This window comes from Aquisphaera insulae, assembly GCF_011064615.1.
Classification (GTDB): Bacteria; Planctomycetota; Planctomycetia; order Isosphaerales; family Isosphaeraceae; genus Aquisphaera; species Aquisphaera insulae.
Genome location: NZ_JAALJH010000073.1, coordinates 1 through 16,931, shown reverse-complemented (window position 1 = coordinate 16,931; position 16,931 = coordinate 1). Strand labels below are relative to the sequence as shown.

General features: G+C 67.5%; 11 protein-coding genes and 1 pseudogene. 5 read left to right on the top strand and 7 right to left on the bottom strand.

The window, feature by feature from the left end; translation table 11 throughout:
- The first annotated feature begins 89 nt into the window (after window positions 1–89).
- Window positions 90–1,538, top strand: coding sequence for a sigma-54-dependent transcriptional regulator (locus G6O54_RS27745; RefSeq protein ID WP_165230768.1), 1,449 nt, complete (start codon window positions 90–92; stop codon window positions 1,536–1,538).
- Window positions 1,539–1,604: 66 nt separating this feature from the next.
- Here the strand turns inward: G6O54_RS27745 and G6O54_RS27740 are convergent, their stop codons facing one another.
- The 4 genes from G6O54_RS27740 to G6O54_RS27725 form a co-directional block, all read right to left on the bottom strand.
- On the bottom strand, window positions 1,605–2,639 hold the full coding sequence (locus tag G6O54_RS27740; RefSeq protein WP_165230765.1) for an aldo/keto reductase: 1,035 nt from the start codon (window positions 2,637–2,639) through the stop codon (window positions 1,605–1,607).
- Window positions 2,640–2,705: 66 nt separating this feature from the next.
- Window positions 2,706–6,605, bottom strand: coding sequence for an efflux RND transporter permease subunit (locus G6O54_RS27735; protein WP_165230762.1), 3,900 nt, complete (start codon window positions 6,603–6,605; stop codon window positions 2,706–2,708).
- Window positions 6,602–8,104: a heavy metal-binding domain-containing protein gene (locus tag G6O54_RS27730; protein WP_165230760.1), complete on the bottom strand. Its 1,503-nt coding sequence runs from the start codon at window positions 8,102–8,104 to the stop codon at window positions 6,602–6,604. The genes G6O54_RS27735 and G6O54_RS27730 overlap by 4 nt, the downstream gene beginning before the upstream one ends.
- Before the next feature lie 39 nt (window positions 8,105–8,143).
- Window positions 8,144–8,404 (bottom strand): hypothetical protein, encoded by a 261-nt coding sequence (locus tag G6O54_RS27725; RefSeq protein ID WP_165230757.1) that lies wholly within the window; start codon window positions 8,402–8,404, stop codon window positions 8,144–8,146.
- Window positions 8,405–9,514: 1,110 nt separating this feature from the next.
- On the opposite strand from G6O54_RS27725, the gene G6O54_RS27720 reads away from it, so the two are divergent.
- Both G6O54_RS27720 and G6O54_RS27715 read left to right on the top strand, forming a co-directional pair.
- Entirely contained in the window at window positions 9,515–10,588 is a 1,074-nt protein-coding gene (locus G6O54_RS27720) for a DUF1559 domain-containing protein (RefSeq protein ID WP_165230826.1), read from the top strand.
- A 43-nt stretch (window positions 10,589–10,631) separates the two neighbouring features.
- On the top strand, window positions 10,632–11,054 hold the full coding sequence (locus G6O54_RS27715; RefSeq protein ID WP_165230754.1) for a hypothetical protein: 423 nt from the start codon (window positions 10,632–10,634) through the stop codon (window positions 11,052–11,054).
- Between the two features lie 149 nt (window positions 11,055–11,203).
- On the opposite strand, the gene G6O54_RS27710 is transcribed toward G6O54_RS27715, so the two are convergent.
- Complete coding sequence (locus G6O54_RS27710) at window positions 11,204–12,226, bottom strand: hypothetical protein (RefSeq protein WP_165230751.1); 1,023 nt, start codon at window positions 12,224–12,226, stop codon at window positions 11,204–11,206.
- A 240-nt stretch (window positions 12,227–12,466) separates the two neighbouring features.
- Window positions 12,467–13,624 carry a glycosyltransferase family 4 protein gene (locus G6O54_RS27705; protein ID WP_165230748.1) on the bottom strand — a complete coding sequence of 386 codons (1,158 nt, stop codon included), beginning with the start codon at window positions 13,622–13,624 and terminating at the stop codon, window positions 12,467–12,469.
- A gap of 104 nt (window positions 13,625–13,728) precedes the next feature.
- Here G6O54_RS27705 and G6O54_RS38935 point away from each other — a divergent pair.
- A pseudogene (locus G6O54_RS38935) lies at window positions 13,729–14,562 on the top strand (HEAT repeat domain-containing protein); the annotation flags it as partial.
- 117 nt (window positions 14,563–14,679) lie between these two features.
- Here G6O54_RS38935 and G6O54_RS38105 read toward each other — a convergent pair.
- Entirely contained in the window at window positions 14,680–14,847 is a 168-nt protein-coding gene (locus G6O54_RS38105) for a hypothetical protein (RefSeq protein WP_250847127.1), read from the bottom strand.
- Window positions 14,848–14,871: 24 nt separating this feature from the next.
- Between G6O54_RS38105 and G6O54_RS27700 the strand changes: the two genes are divergently transcribed.
- Window positions 14,872–16,931, top strand: a 2,060-nt coding sequence (locus G6O54_RS27700) for a HEAT repeat domain-containing protein (RefSeq protein ID WP_250847125.1), incomplete at its 3' end; no start/stop codon positions are given.

Here is a 16,931-nt window from a genome sequence, read left to right as displayed (position 1 = left end):
GGTCGCGGGTTCCTCACGGACCTCCTAGCGAATACAATACCAAACCATCAGGGCCGCTCGAAAGCGGCCTAACCTCCGTGGGGCAGGACGTGGCTCACCTCCTCCTGATCGACGACGATCCCGAGTTGATCGCCCGGCAGATCCGGCGGGTCTTCCCGCCCCCGGATCACTCGCTGGACGAGGCACGGACGGGGGCCGAGGGGATCCTGAAGGCCGGTCGCGACGCCCCGGACGTGATCCTGCTGGACCTCCGCCTCCCGGATCGATCCGGGCTGGAGGTCTACGACGCGATCCGACGCGGCGACGCCCGCATCCCCGTGATCTTCGTGACCATGGCCCGGAAGGCCGACGCGGCCATCGAGGCCATGAAGCACGGGGCCTACGACTACCTCCTGAAGCCGATCGACCTGCACCAGATCCGCAAGGTGATCGAAGGGGCCGTGGAGGTCGGCCGCAGGATGCGGGAGCCGGCGATCATCGCCGAGCGGGGCGCGGAGCTCGACGCCGAGGGGGTCATCGTGGGGAGTTGCCCGGCGATGATCGAGGTCTACAAGGCGATCGGCCGCGTGGCATCGCAGGACGTGCCGGTGCTGATCACCGGCGAGAGCGGGACCGGCAAGGAGCTGGTGGCCCGCGCCATCTACCAGCACAGCTTGCGGGCGCGGGCCCCCTTCCTGACCCTCAACTGCGCGGCGATCCCGGAGACGCTGCTGGAGAGCGAGCTCTTCGGCCACGAGAAGGGCGCGTTCACCAGCGCCGATCGCCGCCGGATCGGCAAGTTCGAGCAGTGCAACGGCGGTACGTTGCTGCTCGACGAGATCGGCGACATGCCCCTGGCCCTTCAGGCCAAGGTGCTCCGCCTGATCCAGGATCAGGTCTTCGAGCGGGTCGGCGGGAATGAGACCGTCTCCACCGACGTCCGCCTGCTGGCGGCGACGCATCGGGACCTCAAGACCTGGTCGACCGACGGGAAATTCCGCCCCGACCTGTACTACAGGCTCGGCGTCTTCACGATCCAACTGCCGCCGCTCCGGGAGCGGGGAGAGGACCTCGAGCTGCTCGTCCGGTACTTCCTCCGGCGGCTGAATCCCCAGCTCGGGCGCGAGGTCCGCGACGTGGCGCCGGAGGCGCTCGAGCGACTCCGGAGCCACACCTGGCCGGGCAACATCCGGGAGCTCCAGAGCGTGCTGAAGCAGGCCCTGCTCCAGGCCAGCGGGCCGATCCTGCTCGAGCAGTTCCTGCCGGCCTCGCTCAATCGGACGGAGGAGGCCTCGAGGCCGGCGGTCATCCGCGGCGGTGCGCTCAACGTGCAGCTCCTCGGCGAGTTCTCTCCCGACGATCGGGACCTCTACTCGGAGCTCCACCGGCAGCTCGATCGGATCCTGCTCCCACGGGCCATGGAATTCGCCCGGGGGAGCCAGCACCAGGCGGCTCTTTTCCTGGGGATCGCCCGCCAGACGCTAAGGCAGAAACTCCGCCAGCTCGGCATCCACCCCGCGGACCATCCCTCGACGGACGAGGAGGACGGGGGCGGGTAAGCTTGCCCAGCCCCCGCGCGGATCGTGCCCCGCCTTGCCGATGCCCGACCCCGCGGGCGCCGTCGCTCAGCCCTGGTCGACCGCGAACGGATTCCGTTCGGCAAACCCCTTCTGATGCCAGTAGGGATACGCGAGCGTGACCTTGCTGGCGGCATCCAGCGTCGCCACCTGCTCGGGCGTGAGGTTCCAGCCCACCGCGCCGAGGTTCTGCTTCAGTTGCTCCTCGTCCCTGGCGCCGATGATGACCGTGGAGACGGTGGGACGCTGGAGCAGCCAGTTGAGCGCGACCTGGGGGATCAGCTTTCCGGTCTCGCGCGCGACGGCGTCGAGGGCATCGACGACTCGGTAGAGGTACTCGTCCGGGACGGGCGGGCCGAGCTGGGCGGTTTCGTGGAGTCGGCTCGTCTTCGGCAGGGGCTGACCGCGGCGGATCTTGCCCGTGAGCCGTCCCCAGCCGAGGGGACTCCAGACGACCGCGCCGACCTTCTGATCCAGGGCCAGGGGCATCAGCTCCCACTCGTAGTCGCGACCGATGAGCGAGTAGTAGACCTGATGGGCGACGTGGCGCGTCCAGCCGTGTCGATCCGAGACCGCCAGGGACTTCATCAGGTGCCAGCCGGAGAAGTTCGAGCACCCGACATAGAGGATCTTGCCCGCGCGGACCAGGTCATCGAGCGTTCCCATGACCTCCTCCGCCGGCGTCAGGGCGTCGAAGCCGTGGAGCTGGTAGAGGTCGATTCGGTCGGTGCCGAGCCGTTTCAAGCTCCCCTCGACGGCCCTCGTCAGATGCCATCGGGACGAACCGACGTCGTTGGCACCCTTGCCGTGGCGGAACGTCCCCTTGGTGGAGATCAGGACCTCGTCGCGGCGCCCCTTGATCGCCTGCCCGAGCACCTCCTCCGCCAGGCCGTCCGAGTAGATGTCGGCGGAGTCGAACATGGTGACGCCGGACTCCAGGCACAGGTCCACCATGCGGGTGGCCTCGGCAACGTTGGTCTCCCCCCAGGCCTTGAAGAACTTCGTGCCGCCGCCGAAGGTCCCGGTCCCAAGGGTCAGGACGGGAACCTTCAGGCCCGAACCGCCAAGCTGTCGAAACTCCATGGTCGCAATCTCCGATCGATGTGGTTCGAGGTCCGTTCCGGTCCGGGAGGCCCTGCGTCAGAGCAATCAATGTGCCGGCTGGGCCGTGACCGTGCCATCGAGTCGTTCCAGGCGTCGGCGCCGGACGTGGAAGAAGAGGATCGGCAAGAGCAGATCGATGACCTCGTCCGCGATCAGGAGCCCTCCCAGGACCGGTGCGGCCATGGGCCGGATGACGTCGGCGCCCGGGCCGTCGGCCCAGAGGATCGGCGCCAGGCCGAGGATGGTGGTCCCTTCGGTCAGGAGCTTGGGGCGGAGCCGATGGACGGCGCCCTCGATGACCGCCCCCCGCAGGTCGTCCACGGTCATCCCCGCGAGCCCTCCCCGGGCCGCAACCGCCTCCCTGAGGTAGACGAGCATGATGATCCCCGTCGACGTGGCCATCCCGAAGCAGGCGAGATAACCGATCCAGACCGTGACGGAGAATGGGAAACCGAGGAGCCACTGGAAGAAGACCCCGCCCGCGATCGCCCCGGGGACCGCCAGCAGCATCAGGGCGGCGTCAACCAGGTCGTGGTAGGTCCAGTAGAGGATTCCCAGGATGACAACCAGCACGGCGGGCAGCATGAGCCCCAGGGTCCTGCGGGCGTGGATCTCGTGTTCGAACTGACCCGTCCAGCTCACGGAAACGCCCGTGGGTATGGCGACCTTCTCCGCGACGATCCGGCGGGCCTCCTCCACGAAATCGACCGCGCCCCGCCCCTTCACGTTGAGGCGGACGTAATTCCGGAGCCGGCCGTCCTCTCCCTTGATGGTCGCGGGCCCGTCGGCGATCCGAATGTCCGCCACCTCCTCCAGGGGCACGAATCGGGGAGAGCCGTTCGGATCGCGATTGACGGCCGGGACGAGGATCTTCCGCGCGGAGGCCTCGTCCTCGCGAAAGTCACGCGCATAGCGGATTCGGACCCCGTGACGCTCGCGACCTTCGACGGTCGTCGTGACGACTCGTCCGCCGAGGGCGATCTCGATCGCGTCGGTCATGTCGCCGACGCTGACCTCCCGTTGGGCGGCCTTCTGGCGGTCGGGGCGGATCTCCAGATACCCCTTGCCACGAATCGGATCGGCCACGACGTCGGCCGCGCCCGGGACACCTTTGAGGACCGCCGCGATCGCCTCCGAGGTCTCCACCACCTCGTCCAGGCTGCGCCCCAGGACCCGGACGCCGATCGCGGTATTCACGCCGGTGGCCAGCATGTCGACGCGGTTCTGGATCGGCATCGTCCAGATGTTCGACCATCCGGGCACCTGCACCGCTCGGTCGAGTTCGCCGCGGAATCCGACCAGATCCGACGGCTGCTTTCGCCACAGCACGAGGCCGGGCCGAAGCTCCGTGGCGAGCTCGTCCTGGATCGGTTCGAGCTGCGGGATCGGCGGCAGGTCGGGGGCCCGAAGCGGTCGACTCATCGCATGCGAGCCCCCCGCGTGGTGAGGAACGACGACCGTCGCCGGACGCGCGCGGTGCTCGCGGATCCGCTCGATGGCGGCGGCGATCCCCGGATCGATGGACCCGACCCGCAAGAGCAGGTCCTCCACGGCCAGCCTCGTGAAGACCTCCGCGGCCCGCTCGATGAGCTCCGCGTCGAGGTGTTGAACGTGCTCGCGCCAGAGTCTCAATGAGCCGGCCGAGGGGCCGCCGTGGGAAGCCGACCCGAGTGCGGCGGCCGACTCGCGCTGGAACTCGACGTTCCTGAGGTAGGCGAACTCGCGCAACTGAGCGTCCACCCGAGGCATGATTTCGGAGACGCATTCCTCGACGGTGGCCGAGCGGGCGGCCGGGGGATGGATTAGGCCGTCGGCGATGAGCCGTCCGAGGACCTTCGCGCCCATGCGGTTGGCGTCCGCCGCGTCGAGCGATCGGCGCGGCCACAGCTCCCTGGGACGGAAATTGACCATGGTCTCGATCATGTCCATCGGCGCCGGGTCGGTGGGGGTTTCCGCGCGGCCGGCCTTGCCCACGACCATGTCCACCTCGGGGAACCGGCAGAGGATCATGTCGCGGGCCTTGAGGTCGTCGGCCGACTCCGCGACCGAGGCTCGCGGGACCGTGATGGGCATGTCCATGATCATCCCCTCGTCCAGCGGGACGAGGAATTCGCGAGAGATCGGGGTCATCCCCGACTCGGCCGCCAGCGCCACGGCCGTCAGCGAGAGCATCGCCGCGACCCGGGCGACGCGGCCCTTCACGACGATCCCGACGGCGAGGACCGACGCGGCCAGGCAGCCGAGCAGGAGGGGGCGACTCCCGATCGGGGCCAGCCCCACCACGAAGGTCAGGCCGATGATCCAGGCGATCCCCCCCGGAGCGTCGAGGAGGTAGGCGAGCACGGGGCGATAGACCTCGATCACGCCCCGCACCAGCGGGCTAGAGGTCTCGCCGCGAAGCCGCCCGCGAATGAAGATCGTGCAGAGGGCCGGAACCAGCGTCACCGACAGCACCGCGACCGTGGCCAGGGCGAGCGTCTTGGTGAGAGCCAGGGGACGGAACATCTTGCCCTCGATGCCGCCCAGGGAGAAGACCGGCAGGAACGAGAGGATCATGATCAGGACCGAGAAGAAGATCGGCCGGCCCACCTCGCGACAGGCCGGCAGGATGACCCCTCGGAGGTCACCCCTTGCCGGGGAATCGCCGAACCGCTCGCGGAGACGGTGCATCACGTTCTCCGCCATCACGACCGAGGAGTCCACGAGGACGCCGATCGAGATGGCGATTCCGGCCAGGCTCATGATGTTCGCCTGCACCTCGAGCACGCCGATCCATCTCAGGATGGCCATCGCCAGGAATGAGCCGAGGACGGCCAGCGGCAAGGTCAGCGCGATCACGAATGAGGTTCGGATGTGGAGGAGGACGAGGACGACGCAGGCCGTCGCCGTGAGCATCGCCTCCAGGATCGTGCCTCGGACCGAGCTGATCGCGCCCTCGATGAGCGGGGTCCGATCGTAGAAGGGAACGATCGTCACCCCCCGCGGGAGTCCCGGCTCGATCTCGTGGATTCGCTCCTCGATCCTCCGGGTCACCTCCAGAGGATTCTCCCCCGAGGCCATGAGGATCACGCCGCCCGTGATTTCGTTGCCGTCCTTCTCGAGGATCCCGCGCCGGGGGCCGGGAGCGACGGTGATGTCGGCGACCTCGGCAAGTCGAACGGCCTTGCCCCCCGGGGCGGGGAGGACAACCGCCCCCAGGTCCCGGACCACCGCCGCGGACGAATCCTCCCGGCCTCCCCCCAGCCAGCCCGTCGCGCTGACGAGGTACTCCGCATTTCCCTTCTGGATGGCATGGCCGCCGACGGACGAGTTCGAGCGGGCCACGGCCGACTCCACGTCGCGGAGCGTCACACCGAGCGCTCGCAGGCGGAGCGGGTCCACCGAGACCGCGTACTCGATGGGATAACCTCCGACGCTCGCGACCTCGGCCACCCCCGGGACGGACCCGAGCTGCGGCTTGACATACCAGTCCTGGATGGCGCGAAGCCGGCCGAGATCCTGCCCCTGGCCTTCGACGCTGTACCAGAAGATCTGCCCGGTCGCCGGGGAGTCCGGCCCGAGCCTGGGGATGACCCCCGTCGGCAAGGACGGGCCGGCCCGCACCAGGCGCTCGCCGACCTCGCGTCGGCCCTCGGTCAGCGTGGCCCCGCCGTCGAGGATGACGTGGATGGTCGTCGAGCCGAAGTCGCTCGAGGACCGCACCGACTGGACACCCCGGAGCCCCTGCAGCTCTCGAGTCAGCGGATAGGTCACCTGGTCCTCGACCTCTCGCGGGGCGTGGCCCGGCCAGTCGGCGAAGACGATCACGCCGTCCTCGGAAAGATCCGGGATCGCATCGATGGGCGTCGAGCGAACCGCCGCCGCGCCCGCGACGGCGAGGGCCAGGCTGATGAGGATGACCGTGCCTCGCCGGCGGATCGAGAATTCGATGATGCGATCGGTCATTGGGGATGCGCGGGATGAGGGGGCGAGGACGGCCGGGCCAGGTACTTCTCCGGGCTCGCCTCGAGCGCACCGGTGCATCCTGAGCAGCAGACGAAGACGACCTGCCCATTCACCTCGACCCGGACGGGGCTGCCCATGCTTCCCAGGGGCTTCTTGGTCACGGGGCAGGTCTTCTGAGCGAGGACCAGGGCCCGATCGGGCGGCGAGAGGGCGCCCAGCTCGACGGGTTCCTCGGCGGCGGTCGTCCGGCCTCGGTTCGCCCCCAGGTAGGCGACGGCCAGGCCCGGATTGAGCCGCGTCTCGGCGTCGACGAGGAACGCGCCGGCCTCCGCGACACGCATGCCTTCCTCGAGACCACGGACCACCGGAAAGGACGAGCCGCAGCGGGGGCCGAGCTGGACCTCGATCCCGTCGAACATCCCCGGCATGCTCTCGACGTAGACGATCCGGCGCAGGCCCGTGTCGATCACGGCCGATTCCGGCACGGACAGGACCATGCCGGGGGGGGAGTAGCTGACGACGCGGGGCACGAGCTTCATGCCGCCGCACTGGACGCACTCGCCGCCGGCCGCGTCGGCCCGAATCTCGGGGTGCATCGGACACCACCATCCGACCTTCTGGTTGGAGGCAAGCGGGGTCCGCATGAGCGAATTGCCGTCCTGGGGGCAGCGGCCCGCCTCGAGCGCCGTCGACGCGGGATGCTCGCCGCAGACGTAGATCGTCCTCGGGTCGCCGGCCCGAATCGAGGGGGCGCCACGGGGCATGGAAAGGAACGGCTCGCGGCCGGCCATCGGGATCCTCACGGTGGCCGAGGCCAGTCGAGGGATCGGCCCGACCCAGTCGGGGATGTCGAAGGTCACCCGCTCGTTGTCCTCGACCGCGGCGATGATCGCCTTCCTTGCAGGCAATCCGTCCGGCGGCTCGGGCACGATCTCGGCCTCGAGTCCGGGCCGCAACCACGAGGCTTCCTCCGGACTTGTCTGCGCCGCCAGCCGCCGCGGCGGCCGATCCGGCGGCATCGGCCCCACAAGGCGAATCGATCGCGCGAGCGGCGCATAGCGGACGGGGGCCACGCGCACGCCTGCCAGCAAGATCCGTTCGGGAGAGAGCTGCACGCGGGCGATCACGCCGCTGGGGAGGGGGCCCATGTCCCCCTTCTTGCGACGGACCAGCGTCATGTGGCAGATCGGGCACTTTGCCGGCCAGTCGGAAACGACGCCGGGCTCCATCGGGCAGAAATACTCGGTGTCGGCGGAAACCGCCCCCATCGCGGCTTCTCGGGCCGCCGGGGCGGTCCAGCGGTCCCAGTAAGTCCGCAGGACGTCCCACCGGCCGACGACCACGAAGGCCACGGCCAGGGCGATCAGGAATCGCGCCCGGACCCACGCCGCCCTCGCCGACCAGCCGGCCATGCGGAGCGCACGAGCCGCGAGGTCATTCGAGGCCTCGGCCCGCGGCCTCTCCGCCGACCCGAGCTCGGTTGGGGACCTTGTCGTCACGATTGTCTCCGATCCCCGGACGCGATCCGCCGGGCCGTCTTATTGCGGCCCCTTCAGCGGCACGGGCTCCTCCGCCTCCGGATCCATCTTGTGTTCCCAGTGCATCATGAGGTCGTAATCCTCCTGGCGGAAGACCAGGATCGGGTCGGCACCCATGACCAGGAAGCGGACGATCGACTCCTCGGCCGGATTCTCCAATCGCACCCGGACGCTGAGCGTCCGATTGCGTGACGAGGAGGTCTGCGCCAGGATCTGGTATTCTACCAGCCTCTGCTCCGCCTCTCGGTTCGAATCGACCACCTGAATGCGAGGCTCGGTGGGCTCGACCGCGCCGGTAGGTCGCCCTTCTTTCCAGAATTCCAGCGCACGCTCCACGGCCCATTGCGCCGTCGTGGAATCGGGAACTAGGTTGAGTTGCGTCGGAGGCCGGGCCTGACAGCCGATCAGTGCCACGGCGGTAAGGCAGCATGATAGGAACCGGGCCGCCGGAACGATCGGGGCGAGCGTCTCGCTTCCGCGTCCAGCGATCGGCTTGGGAGTTCCCATTCGCAGGCTCCCCGACTTGACCGCGCGAATGGGACCTTGTGCGGTCCCGATCCGAACTGGTAGATTTATTCCATCTTCTCCTGGCCGCGATTCGGGGCGCGCGCACGCGGGGATGCGCGTTCGTCCCGGACGATGATAATCGAGACTCCTCGCGGGATGAATCCCTTGCCGTCCGGGCATCGTGATCCACGATCCCGTGCCTTCTCACTCCTGATCCTTCTCGCTTTCGCGGGATTGCCCGCCTCGGTCCGAGCCGGGTGCGGTAGCCATCTGGCCATCCCTCACGTCCAGACCTTGCAACGAATCACGCCCACGGTGCGAAATTCGATCGAGCTCCTCGATGATGCGCCCTGGGGGCCACCCTTGAGGTGCGACGGGCCCCATTGCTCCGTGCCATCCGATCAGCCCCCGCCGCTTCCGATCCCGGAGGCATCGAGTCGGATCGATGCCTGCGATTCGATCCCGGCCCGTTCCCGCTCGGAAATCCCTCTCTGGCTGATCCGGCCCAGCCCATCCTTCCATTCGACCTTACGAGCCGCAGAAGTCGACCCCCCGCCGAAGGCCGCGTGCTGAGCGGAACGCGGACCCCGGCCGGCGCATCGGCGGGCACCTGGGAAACGTCGCCAACTCTCGGAATGCGTGCGGTCCGGAGGGAGATTCCGGCTACTCGAATCGCCTGCGGCGGGCCCTCTCGGCTCCTCTGGGAAACAGCCCCGTTGCGGGTCTCCCGCGGCGGTTGCATCGTCGTATCGTGGTTTCGGCCGTGCGCGTCCGTTCGAATGGCACAACGATCCGTCCATCTGAATCTTCATCCATCCATCCGCTTCGCCCTTTCGACTCTCGAAGGAGAGGGAGGATATCCGCATGATTCGTCGGCGCCGTGGCTTCACGCTGATCGAGCTGCTCGTCGTCATCGCCATCATCGCGATCCTGATCGCGCTCCTGCTGCCCGCCGTGCAATCCGCGCGCGAGGCCGCCCGTCGATCTCAGTGCGTGAACAACCTCAAGCAGATCGGAATCGCCACGCATAACTACGTGTCCACGTACCAGGTCCTTCCCTTCGGCAAGGGGAAGAACTACGTGAGCGTCCTTCCCGGCGCGGCGGCCTATGCTCGATGGTCGGTACACAGTCAGCTCCTCATGTACCTCGAGCAGGGAAACCTGTTCAATGCGATCAACTTCAGCCTTCCCCCCGAGACGCCCGGGATGGCGGGCGACGTCCCCTTCATGCCCCCCTATCAGAATCCCAACCGCGAGAACCAGACGTGCTCGCTGACGCAGGTCTCTACCTTCCTCTGCCCTTCGGACGGGAACGAGACGCTCCTGGGTCTGTGGCCCGGGGGGAATAACTACCTTGGAAACCTGAACTCCTGGGCCTGCGACATGAGCGAGTCGCTCCCGACGGATGTCCCCGACCCGTTCGCCAAGCCCTCGGGGGTCTTCTACTACCTGAGTGCGGTCAAGCTGGCCAGCATCACGGACGGCCTCACCAACACCGCCTTCTTCAGCGAGAAGATCCGCGGATCGGACAGGAACGACAACAACGCGCGGTCGGATTCGCTCATCATGTCCGGCACGATCACCCCGTCGCCCTCCGGCTATGAGCCGACTCACAACAACTGCGAGGCGCTCAGCCCCCAGACCACGACCCGGCTTACGCGTCGGCAGGGGATGAGTTGGGTGATGGGAGAGATGTGCTGCACGTCGTACAACCACGTCGGCGTCCCCAACGGCAAGACCTGCGCCGGGGTCGGATTCGCGGGAACGATGGCCAACATGCCCATGCAGGTCCCGCCCTCCAGCCTCCATCCCGGCGGTGTCAACGCGATGATGGGCGACGGCTCGGTCCGTTTTATCAAGGACAGCGTGTCGCTAGGCACATGGCGCGCGATCGGGACGCGGAACGGGGGCGAAGTGGTCTCCTCGGACTCGTTCTGACTCCGTCAGGCTTCGTCGTTCACGTCTCACGGGAGGACGTTCCATGCGCTCGAGGATTGCCGCGATACTCATCACGATCACCCTGGGCGGATGCGGGAACCCGAGCGCCCCGCTGTCGTCGGCCGAGCAGGCACGTAAGTCGCTCGAGCTCGGCCTCGAGGCGTGGAAGGCGGGCCGGTCGGCCGCGCCGCTCAGAGAGGAAAAGCCCGCCGTTGATTTCGTCGACTACCAGTGGAAGGCCGGCACGAAGCTGGTGGGCTATTTGGTGGACTCCGATTCGGCCGACTCCGAGACCCACACGTTCACCGTCGAGCTGACGACCGCCGACGCGAAGGGGCCAAGAAAGGTCCAGTACATGGTGCTGGGTCTCGACCCGATCCACGTCTTCCGCGACGAGGACTACAACCGCACCCTCAACATGGACAATGCCCCCGCGACGGCCAAGCCTCAGGGCAAGCGCCGTTGATCGACGACGGTCGACCGCATGCCTTGTCATCCAATCATCACGCGCGGGCGACCTGTTCCTGGAGTACCGCCAGGAAATGGAAGGAGCCGATGGCGGCGCGGGATTCCCGTCACCGCCTCGGACTCGAGGTTCCTCTCCGTCGGAGACGATCAGTACCGGAGGATCAGGTCGACGATCAACTGGTCGCCGTAGAGCGACTTGTGATCCGGGCTGACCGGGAACTGATAGCAGGTCCCGAGCTCGAGGTGCTGATTGAAGTCGTACTTGAAGCCGGGGGCCAGGGTGACGATGCTGTTACCCGTGAACCCGGACGTCCCCAGATTGATGAAGCCCGCGCCTTCCATGCCGATCGATGCCGGCAGGTAATGGGCGCTCTGGTTGTAGTAGAACCAGTTGGCCTCGAAGAAGGGGACGAACTTGCCCAGGCGATAGTCGGTGTGGAGGTGGGTGTAGAAGTAGCCGTTCTGCTGATTCTGCATCGCGATGTTCTGGCCGAACTGCCCCTGGATGTGGAAGCTGTCGCCGAACTGCTTGGCGAAGATGCCGTAGACGCCCAGCAGGCCGGAGCCCTGGTTCTGGAAGATGTTGGCGTAGCCGGTCGGGGCCTCGTACTGGACGGCACCGCTGAAGAGGAACTGGTTCTCGACGTCGCGGATGAAGACGTACTTGGCACCGGCGGCCAGGTTGGCCAGGCCGGTCACAGACCGCCCCGGATTGGGCGATAAGCGGACGATCCCGTCCTTGTCGGCGAAGAGCTGCAGCCGCTCGGTCAGGGCCAGGCGAAGCTGCAAGGCGTAGACCTGGTAGGTCCCTCGGCCGATCACCGGCGTACCGGGGCGGGCCCAGTTGCTCAGGAAGATGAACCGGGCCTCGGTGAGCGAACGGGCGTCCTTTGCCTGGATCGGATCGGTCATCGGGCCGACGAAGCCGTCGAAGGCGTGGTCGCTCTCGAACAGGCCACGAGCCTCGGCAAACTCGGCGGCGGCTGCGCCGTACGGGGCCGCGACGGGGACGGCGGGGGTGGCAGGTGCCGCGAATCGGAAATCGGGGGCAGCGGCATCGGCGGCCACGGCCTCGAGTGTACTGGGCGCGACGGCCACCGGGGCCGCCGGTGCGGGAGCGGACGGCATCACCTGTCCAAGCGACGCCGCGAGAAGAACAAGCAAATTCATGAGCGGATCCTCCTGATCCTATTCAGGGGATCGACTTCGATCCCCCTGTCGGCTCCTTCGTACGGGGCGGTGGCTCTCCTCGCCGGCCCACCCCGCATCTCAGGAAACGTAGGAACTCATCGGAGGTCCGATATTTTTCTCTTGATCGACGCGTCGCACTTTTCCCGGCAACGCCTGGATATCCGATTCAATCCGCACAGTTTCTCGAAGTCTGCTAACCTGGCCGATCCGTGCGAGATTTCAGCGAGGTCCGGCCACCATGGCCCTGTCGTAGACGTTCAGGTATCGATCGATGTTGCGATCCATGGCGAAGTGATCGCATGCAACCGATGGACAGGCGGCCGCGAGCGATGCGGCCAGTGTGGGATCGGAGAGGACGCGGAGGATACCGTCCGCGATGGCACCCGGGGCCACCTCCGTCAGGAGCCCCGCGCCGGTGTCGCCCAGTAGTTGTCGGTAATCGCCGAAGTCGGTGGCCACGATCGGCCGCCCGGCCGCGAGATAGACGGCGAGCTTGCTCTGGACGGAGTAATTCTCCACGCAGGCGAGCCGAGGATGCACGAGCACGTCGGCGCGACGGGTCAGCGCAACGACCTGCTCCGGCGTGCGGCCGGTGAGGACGATCAGCTTGTCGCCGTGCTCGCCGAGCTGGGCTCGGTAGCGATCGCCGGCATCGGCCGGCCCGCCGACCAGGACGCAGCGGGCATCGGGGCGGGCGTCGAAGATCCTTGGCAGCGATTCGACGAGGATCGGCACGCCCTGGTTGGGATGGACGATGCTGCCCACGTACATGATGACCTCATGTCGGGCGGTGATGCCGGGGATCGTCGCGGGCTCGCCGGGCCGCTCGTATTCGCCCAGGTCGATGCCGGGATAGATAACACTGACCCGCTCCTCCGGCACGCCTTTCTTCTCCACGACGACCTGCTTGACCGGTTCGCCGAGCGCGATCACCTGCGCGGCGTGACGGAAGACCTTCTTCTCGACGGCCATGTACGTCCGGAAGACCGGTCCCCGGCCCAGGCGGTCGCGCTCGACCTCCTCGCCGAGGAGGGAGTGGATCTCGTAGACGAGCGGCCAGCGTCCCCGACGGCAGGCGGCGTAGGCCCGGGTGGCTCCGCCGTAGTGCTGGGCGTGGACGACGTCGAAAGGCCATTCGCGGGCGATCTTCAGGAGCGCGGAGCCTCCCACCCAGCCGACGGGCGGGATGTTGAAGACGGGCGTGCCCTCGAAGTCCTCGCGGACCGTCGCCAGCCCCTTCGAGGGGCGGAGCCGCAGGTACGCCACGGCGACCTCGATGCCGCGACTCCTGAGGGCCCTGAGGATCTTGATCGGCAGCATCGCCGTGCCGTCGTACTCGCCGGGGATCGGGAACGAGGTGACAATCAGGACGCGCATCGTGGCGGCTCCGTCCGCGGATCGATCGAATGGTGTGAAGTCCCTTGACGTCAGGAGAATAGCTTCATTCCACTCCGGCGCGAACCCCGATTGGACCAGGCAAGATGGCGAGAATAGGCTATCAAGCGGGTGCCCGCATGAAACTCCTGATGGCCTGGCTTCCTGCTCTTGTTATCGCGGCGTTCGGTCTCTTCCCATTCCCGGCCGTTGCAGACGAACCAGCGGACGCCGCGACCTCGCGCGCCGTGGCGAACCTCCGAACCGGCGACCTGAAGACGAAGCTCGACGCGTTGCACCAGATCAGCCGCCTCGGCTGGCGAGCCGTCCCCCTTGTTCCCGACCTGATCGCGGCGATCGAAGATCCGGAGCCCCGCGTCCGGGCGGTGACGGCGAAGCTGCTCCGCCAGATCGGCCCCGACGCCTCGGCCGCATCCGATGCTCTGCTCGGGCGCCTTGACGATCCCGATCGCCGCGTGCGGCGGGAGGCGGCCGAGGCGCTGCAGCGAATCCCCGCCGAACCCTCGCGGCTGATCTCGGCGATTGTCGCCGCGGTTCGCAAGGATCCGGATGGGCTTGAGGACGTCGGGGTTGAGCTTCTGGACGGCGCGGGAATGGCTGCGCTGCCTGCGGCGTTGCTGATGCTGGAGGAGAAGGAGACGACGCGGTTCCTCGTCGGAGTGAAGGTCCTGCAGCGGTTGGGACCCTCGTCCTCAACGGCGATCGGGCTCCTGATCAAGGCTGGTCTTCGGCCCGAGCGCGAGGTACGCGAGGAGTCCGCGCGGGCGCTGGCTCGATGCGGAGAGTCCGCAATCGAGCCGCTCGTCCAGGCCCTTCGCGATCCGGATCCAAAGGTGCGAGGAGTTGCCGCACGGGCCATCGAGCTGATGGCTTTTCGCGCGACGGCGGCGATTCCAGCCCTGATCGATGCCCTCGCCGATGCGACTCCGCCCGACGATCCCCGTCCGTCCGGACGCAAGCCGCCTCCCTGGCAAGATCCGGAAATCCCTTTGCCTGCCGGCTATCATGCGGCACTCGTGGCGATTGGACCGCCCGCGCTAAAGGCCCTCGTCGCCCGGCTCGACCGGCCGAACCGCCGCGACCGGGTACTCGCGATGCAGGCGATCTCGGCCTTTCGCGAAGCGGGCGCCGTCGCCGCGCCCGCGCTCGTCCACCAGCCTGTCGAGGCGGAATGTCGCATCGACGCCGCGATCGCCATCGGCCATCTCGGCGACTCCGCACGGATCGCCGTGCCCAGCCTTGTCCCGGCGACGAAGAACCGCGATCCCGTGCTCCGCCTCCACGCCGTGGAGGCACTGGGCCGGATGACCCCGCTGGTCTCACGACTTTCACCCGGTCACCAACAAGCCCTACTCGCGGCCCTGAAGGACTCCGACGCCCGAGTGCGACTGCACGCCATTCGAGCCCTGTGCCGACCTCCATGGCCCATGGACGAGCCGCACCCCGAGATTCGTCCGCTCCTCTTCGATGCCGACGTGTCGGTCCGTGTCGCCGCGATCGAGGCCCTGACACGCGACCACAGAACGGATGAAACCATCACAATGGACCTTGATCGCTGCGCCCACGATCCGCAGCCCACGGTCCGCCGAGCGGCGCTGGTGGCCTGGGCGGACAGTCCAGCGCCCGAGGTTCGTGAATTGCTCGCTCGACTGGGTGACAACGACTCTGCAGTCCGTGCCGCGGTCATGACAAGGTTGGCCGAGACGGAGGAGAAAAGACCTCCCTCGCCGATTCCCGTCGGCTTCGTCCCAAGGAAACCCCTATATCCCTTGCTTGTCAACATCCCGCATGCCGGCGAGGCGCTCCGGGCTGCCCTTGACGATACCGACAACCGCGTCCGAATCGGCGCGCTCGAGGCGCTGACCGTTCTGCCCGGCGATGCGGCGGACCTGCCGAGACTTCTTCGTTGCCTGCGCGACGAGGCTCCGAACATTCGTCAGGCCACGGCCTCTGCGCTGGGCCATCTCGGCAAGGCCGCCGAGGAGGCACTGCCCGCCCTCTTCGAGCGGCTCGATGACGCCGGTGAGACGTCCTCCGAGAAGCGGCTCATTCCCTGGCGCGCACGAGTCGCGATCGAGAGTATTTGTCCACGGGAGGCCCCGAGGGCCTACGCTCGGCTCGTCGACCTTCTCGACGATCCGCGGTCAAACGTGCGTGCGGCGGCCTTCGAGGCACTCTCGTCACTCGATCCGCCACTGATTCGCTGGTTTTGCGAACGTTTGGCAGATCCGACTTCACCCGAGAGTCAGCGGAAGGCCATCGTTGAACTTCTCAGCAACGAGAGGCTCACGCTGGTCCACGATGATGCGAGGACACCCATCGAGGGCCTGAAAACGGACGTCATCGTGCCGGCCCTGCGCCGGTTCGTCGAGGATCTGGAGGCCGACGACGAGCTCCGTAACTCAGCCCTGATGCAATTGACGGAACTGGAGCGGGACCCGAAGGCCCGGACTCGACTCGTCCTGGACGTCCATGGCCGAATGCGGCTGCGAGTCGGCTCTCGTGTCCATCTCAGGGAGTACGACGCCGGCAACTCGACGTCCCTGCTTGCGGAAGGACTTCGCAGTCCCGACCCCGAGATCCGTACCGTCGCGGCGTACCTGGTCGAACAAGCACGAAGCACGCAGCCCGGGGATGAACCCGTGCCGTTGCTCACGGGGCGACTGATCGCCCTTCTCGACGACCCGGTGACACAGGTGCGATGGGCCGCGGCCTCCGCTCTCGACTCGCCATCTCTGAAGCCGCCCTACGACGGTCAGGCCATCGCGAAACTGCGGTTCGTGGTTCGCGACCGAACCTCGCGATTAAGCCCTGGATCCTGGTACTTCGGGCCGTTCGATCGATCCATAGGGCTCCCGGTCACGCAGATCGCGGGAACAGCCACCGCACCTCTGCTCCGAACGATCGCGGCTGAGAGCGTGGGCCGGTTCCAGGAGTCCCCCTCCTCGGTCTTCGCGGTTCCCGAATTGGTCGACGCGACGACTGACGCCGATCCGCTGGTGCGCCGGGCTGCCGTCGAGGCCCTGAGAATGCTGGGAGAGAAGGCCACGTCCGCGGCCTCCGCCCTGCGCCACACCTTGGCCGAGTCGGGCGACCTGGTCGGGCTTCCCTTCGACCAGGAAGAATCGGTCCAGGATTCGCAAGGCGGCCCCGTCCGAAGAGGGTCCGCGGATGCCCTCGGCTCGCTCGGCGAGGCGGCCCGCCCTGCCGTACCCGCATTGATCCGGGCCGCGGACGATCTCAACCCGTCGGTCCGCGTCAAGGCGATCCGGGCCCTGGGCGAACTCTC

Excerpts from the sequence above, each read along its gene's own strand:
- G6O54_RS27740 (WP_165230765.1), bottom strand. The coding sequence starts at position 2,639 with ATGGAGTTTCGACAGCTTGGCGGTTCGGGCCTGAAGGTTCCCGTCCTG.
- G6O54_RS27735 (WP_165230762.1), bottom strand. The coding sequence starts at position 6,605 with ATGACCGATCGCATCATCGAATTCTCGATCCGCCGGCGAGGCACGGTC.
- G6O54_RS27720 (WP_165230826.1), top strand. The coding sequence starts at position 9,515 with ATGATTCGTCGGCGCCGTGGCTTCACGCTGATCGAGCTGCTCGTCGTC.
- G6O54_RS27715 (WP_165230754.1), top strand. The coding sequence starts at position 10,632 with ATGCGCTCGAGGATTGCCGCGATACTCATCACGATCACCCTGGGCGGA.
- G6O54_RS27710 (WP_165230751.1), bottom strand. The coding sequence starts at position 12,226 with ATGAATTTGCTTGTTCTTCTCGCGGCGTCGCTTGGACAGGTGATGCCG.
- G6O54_RS27705 (WP_165230748.1), bottom strand. The coding sequence starts at position 13,624 with ATGCGCGTCCTGATTGTCACCTCGTTCCCGATCCCCGGCGAGTACGAC.
- G6O54_RS38105 (WP_250847127.1), bottom strand. The coding sequence starts at position 14,847 with ATGGCCGATGGCGATCGCGGCGTCGATGCGACATTCCGCCTCGACAGG.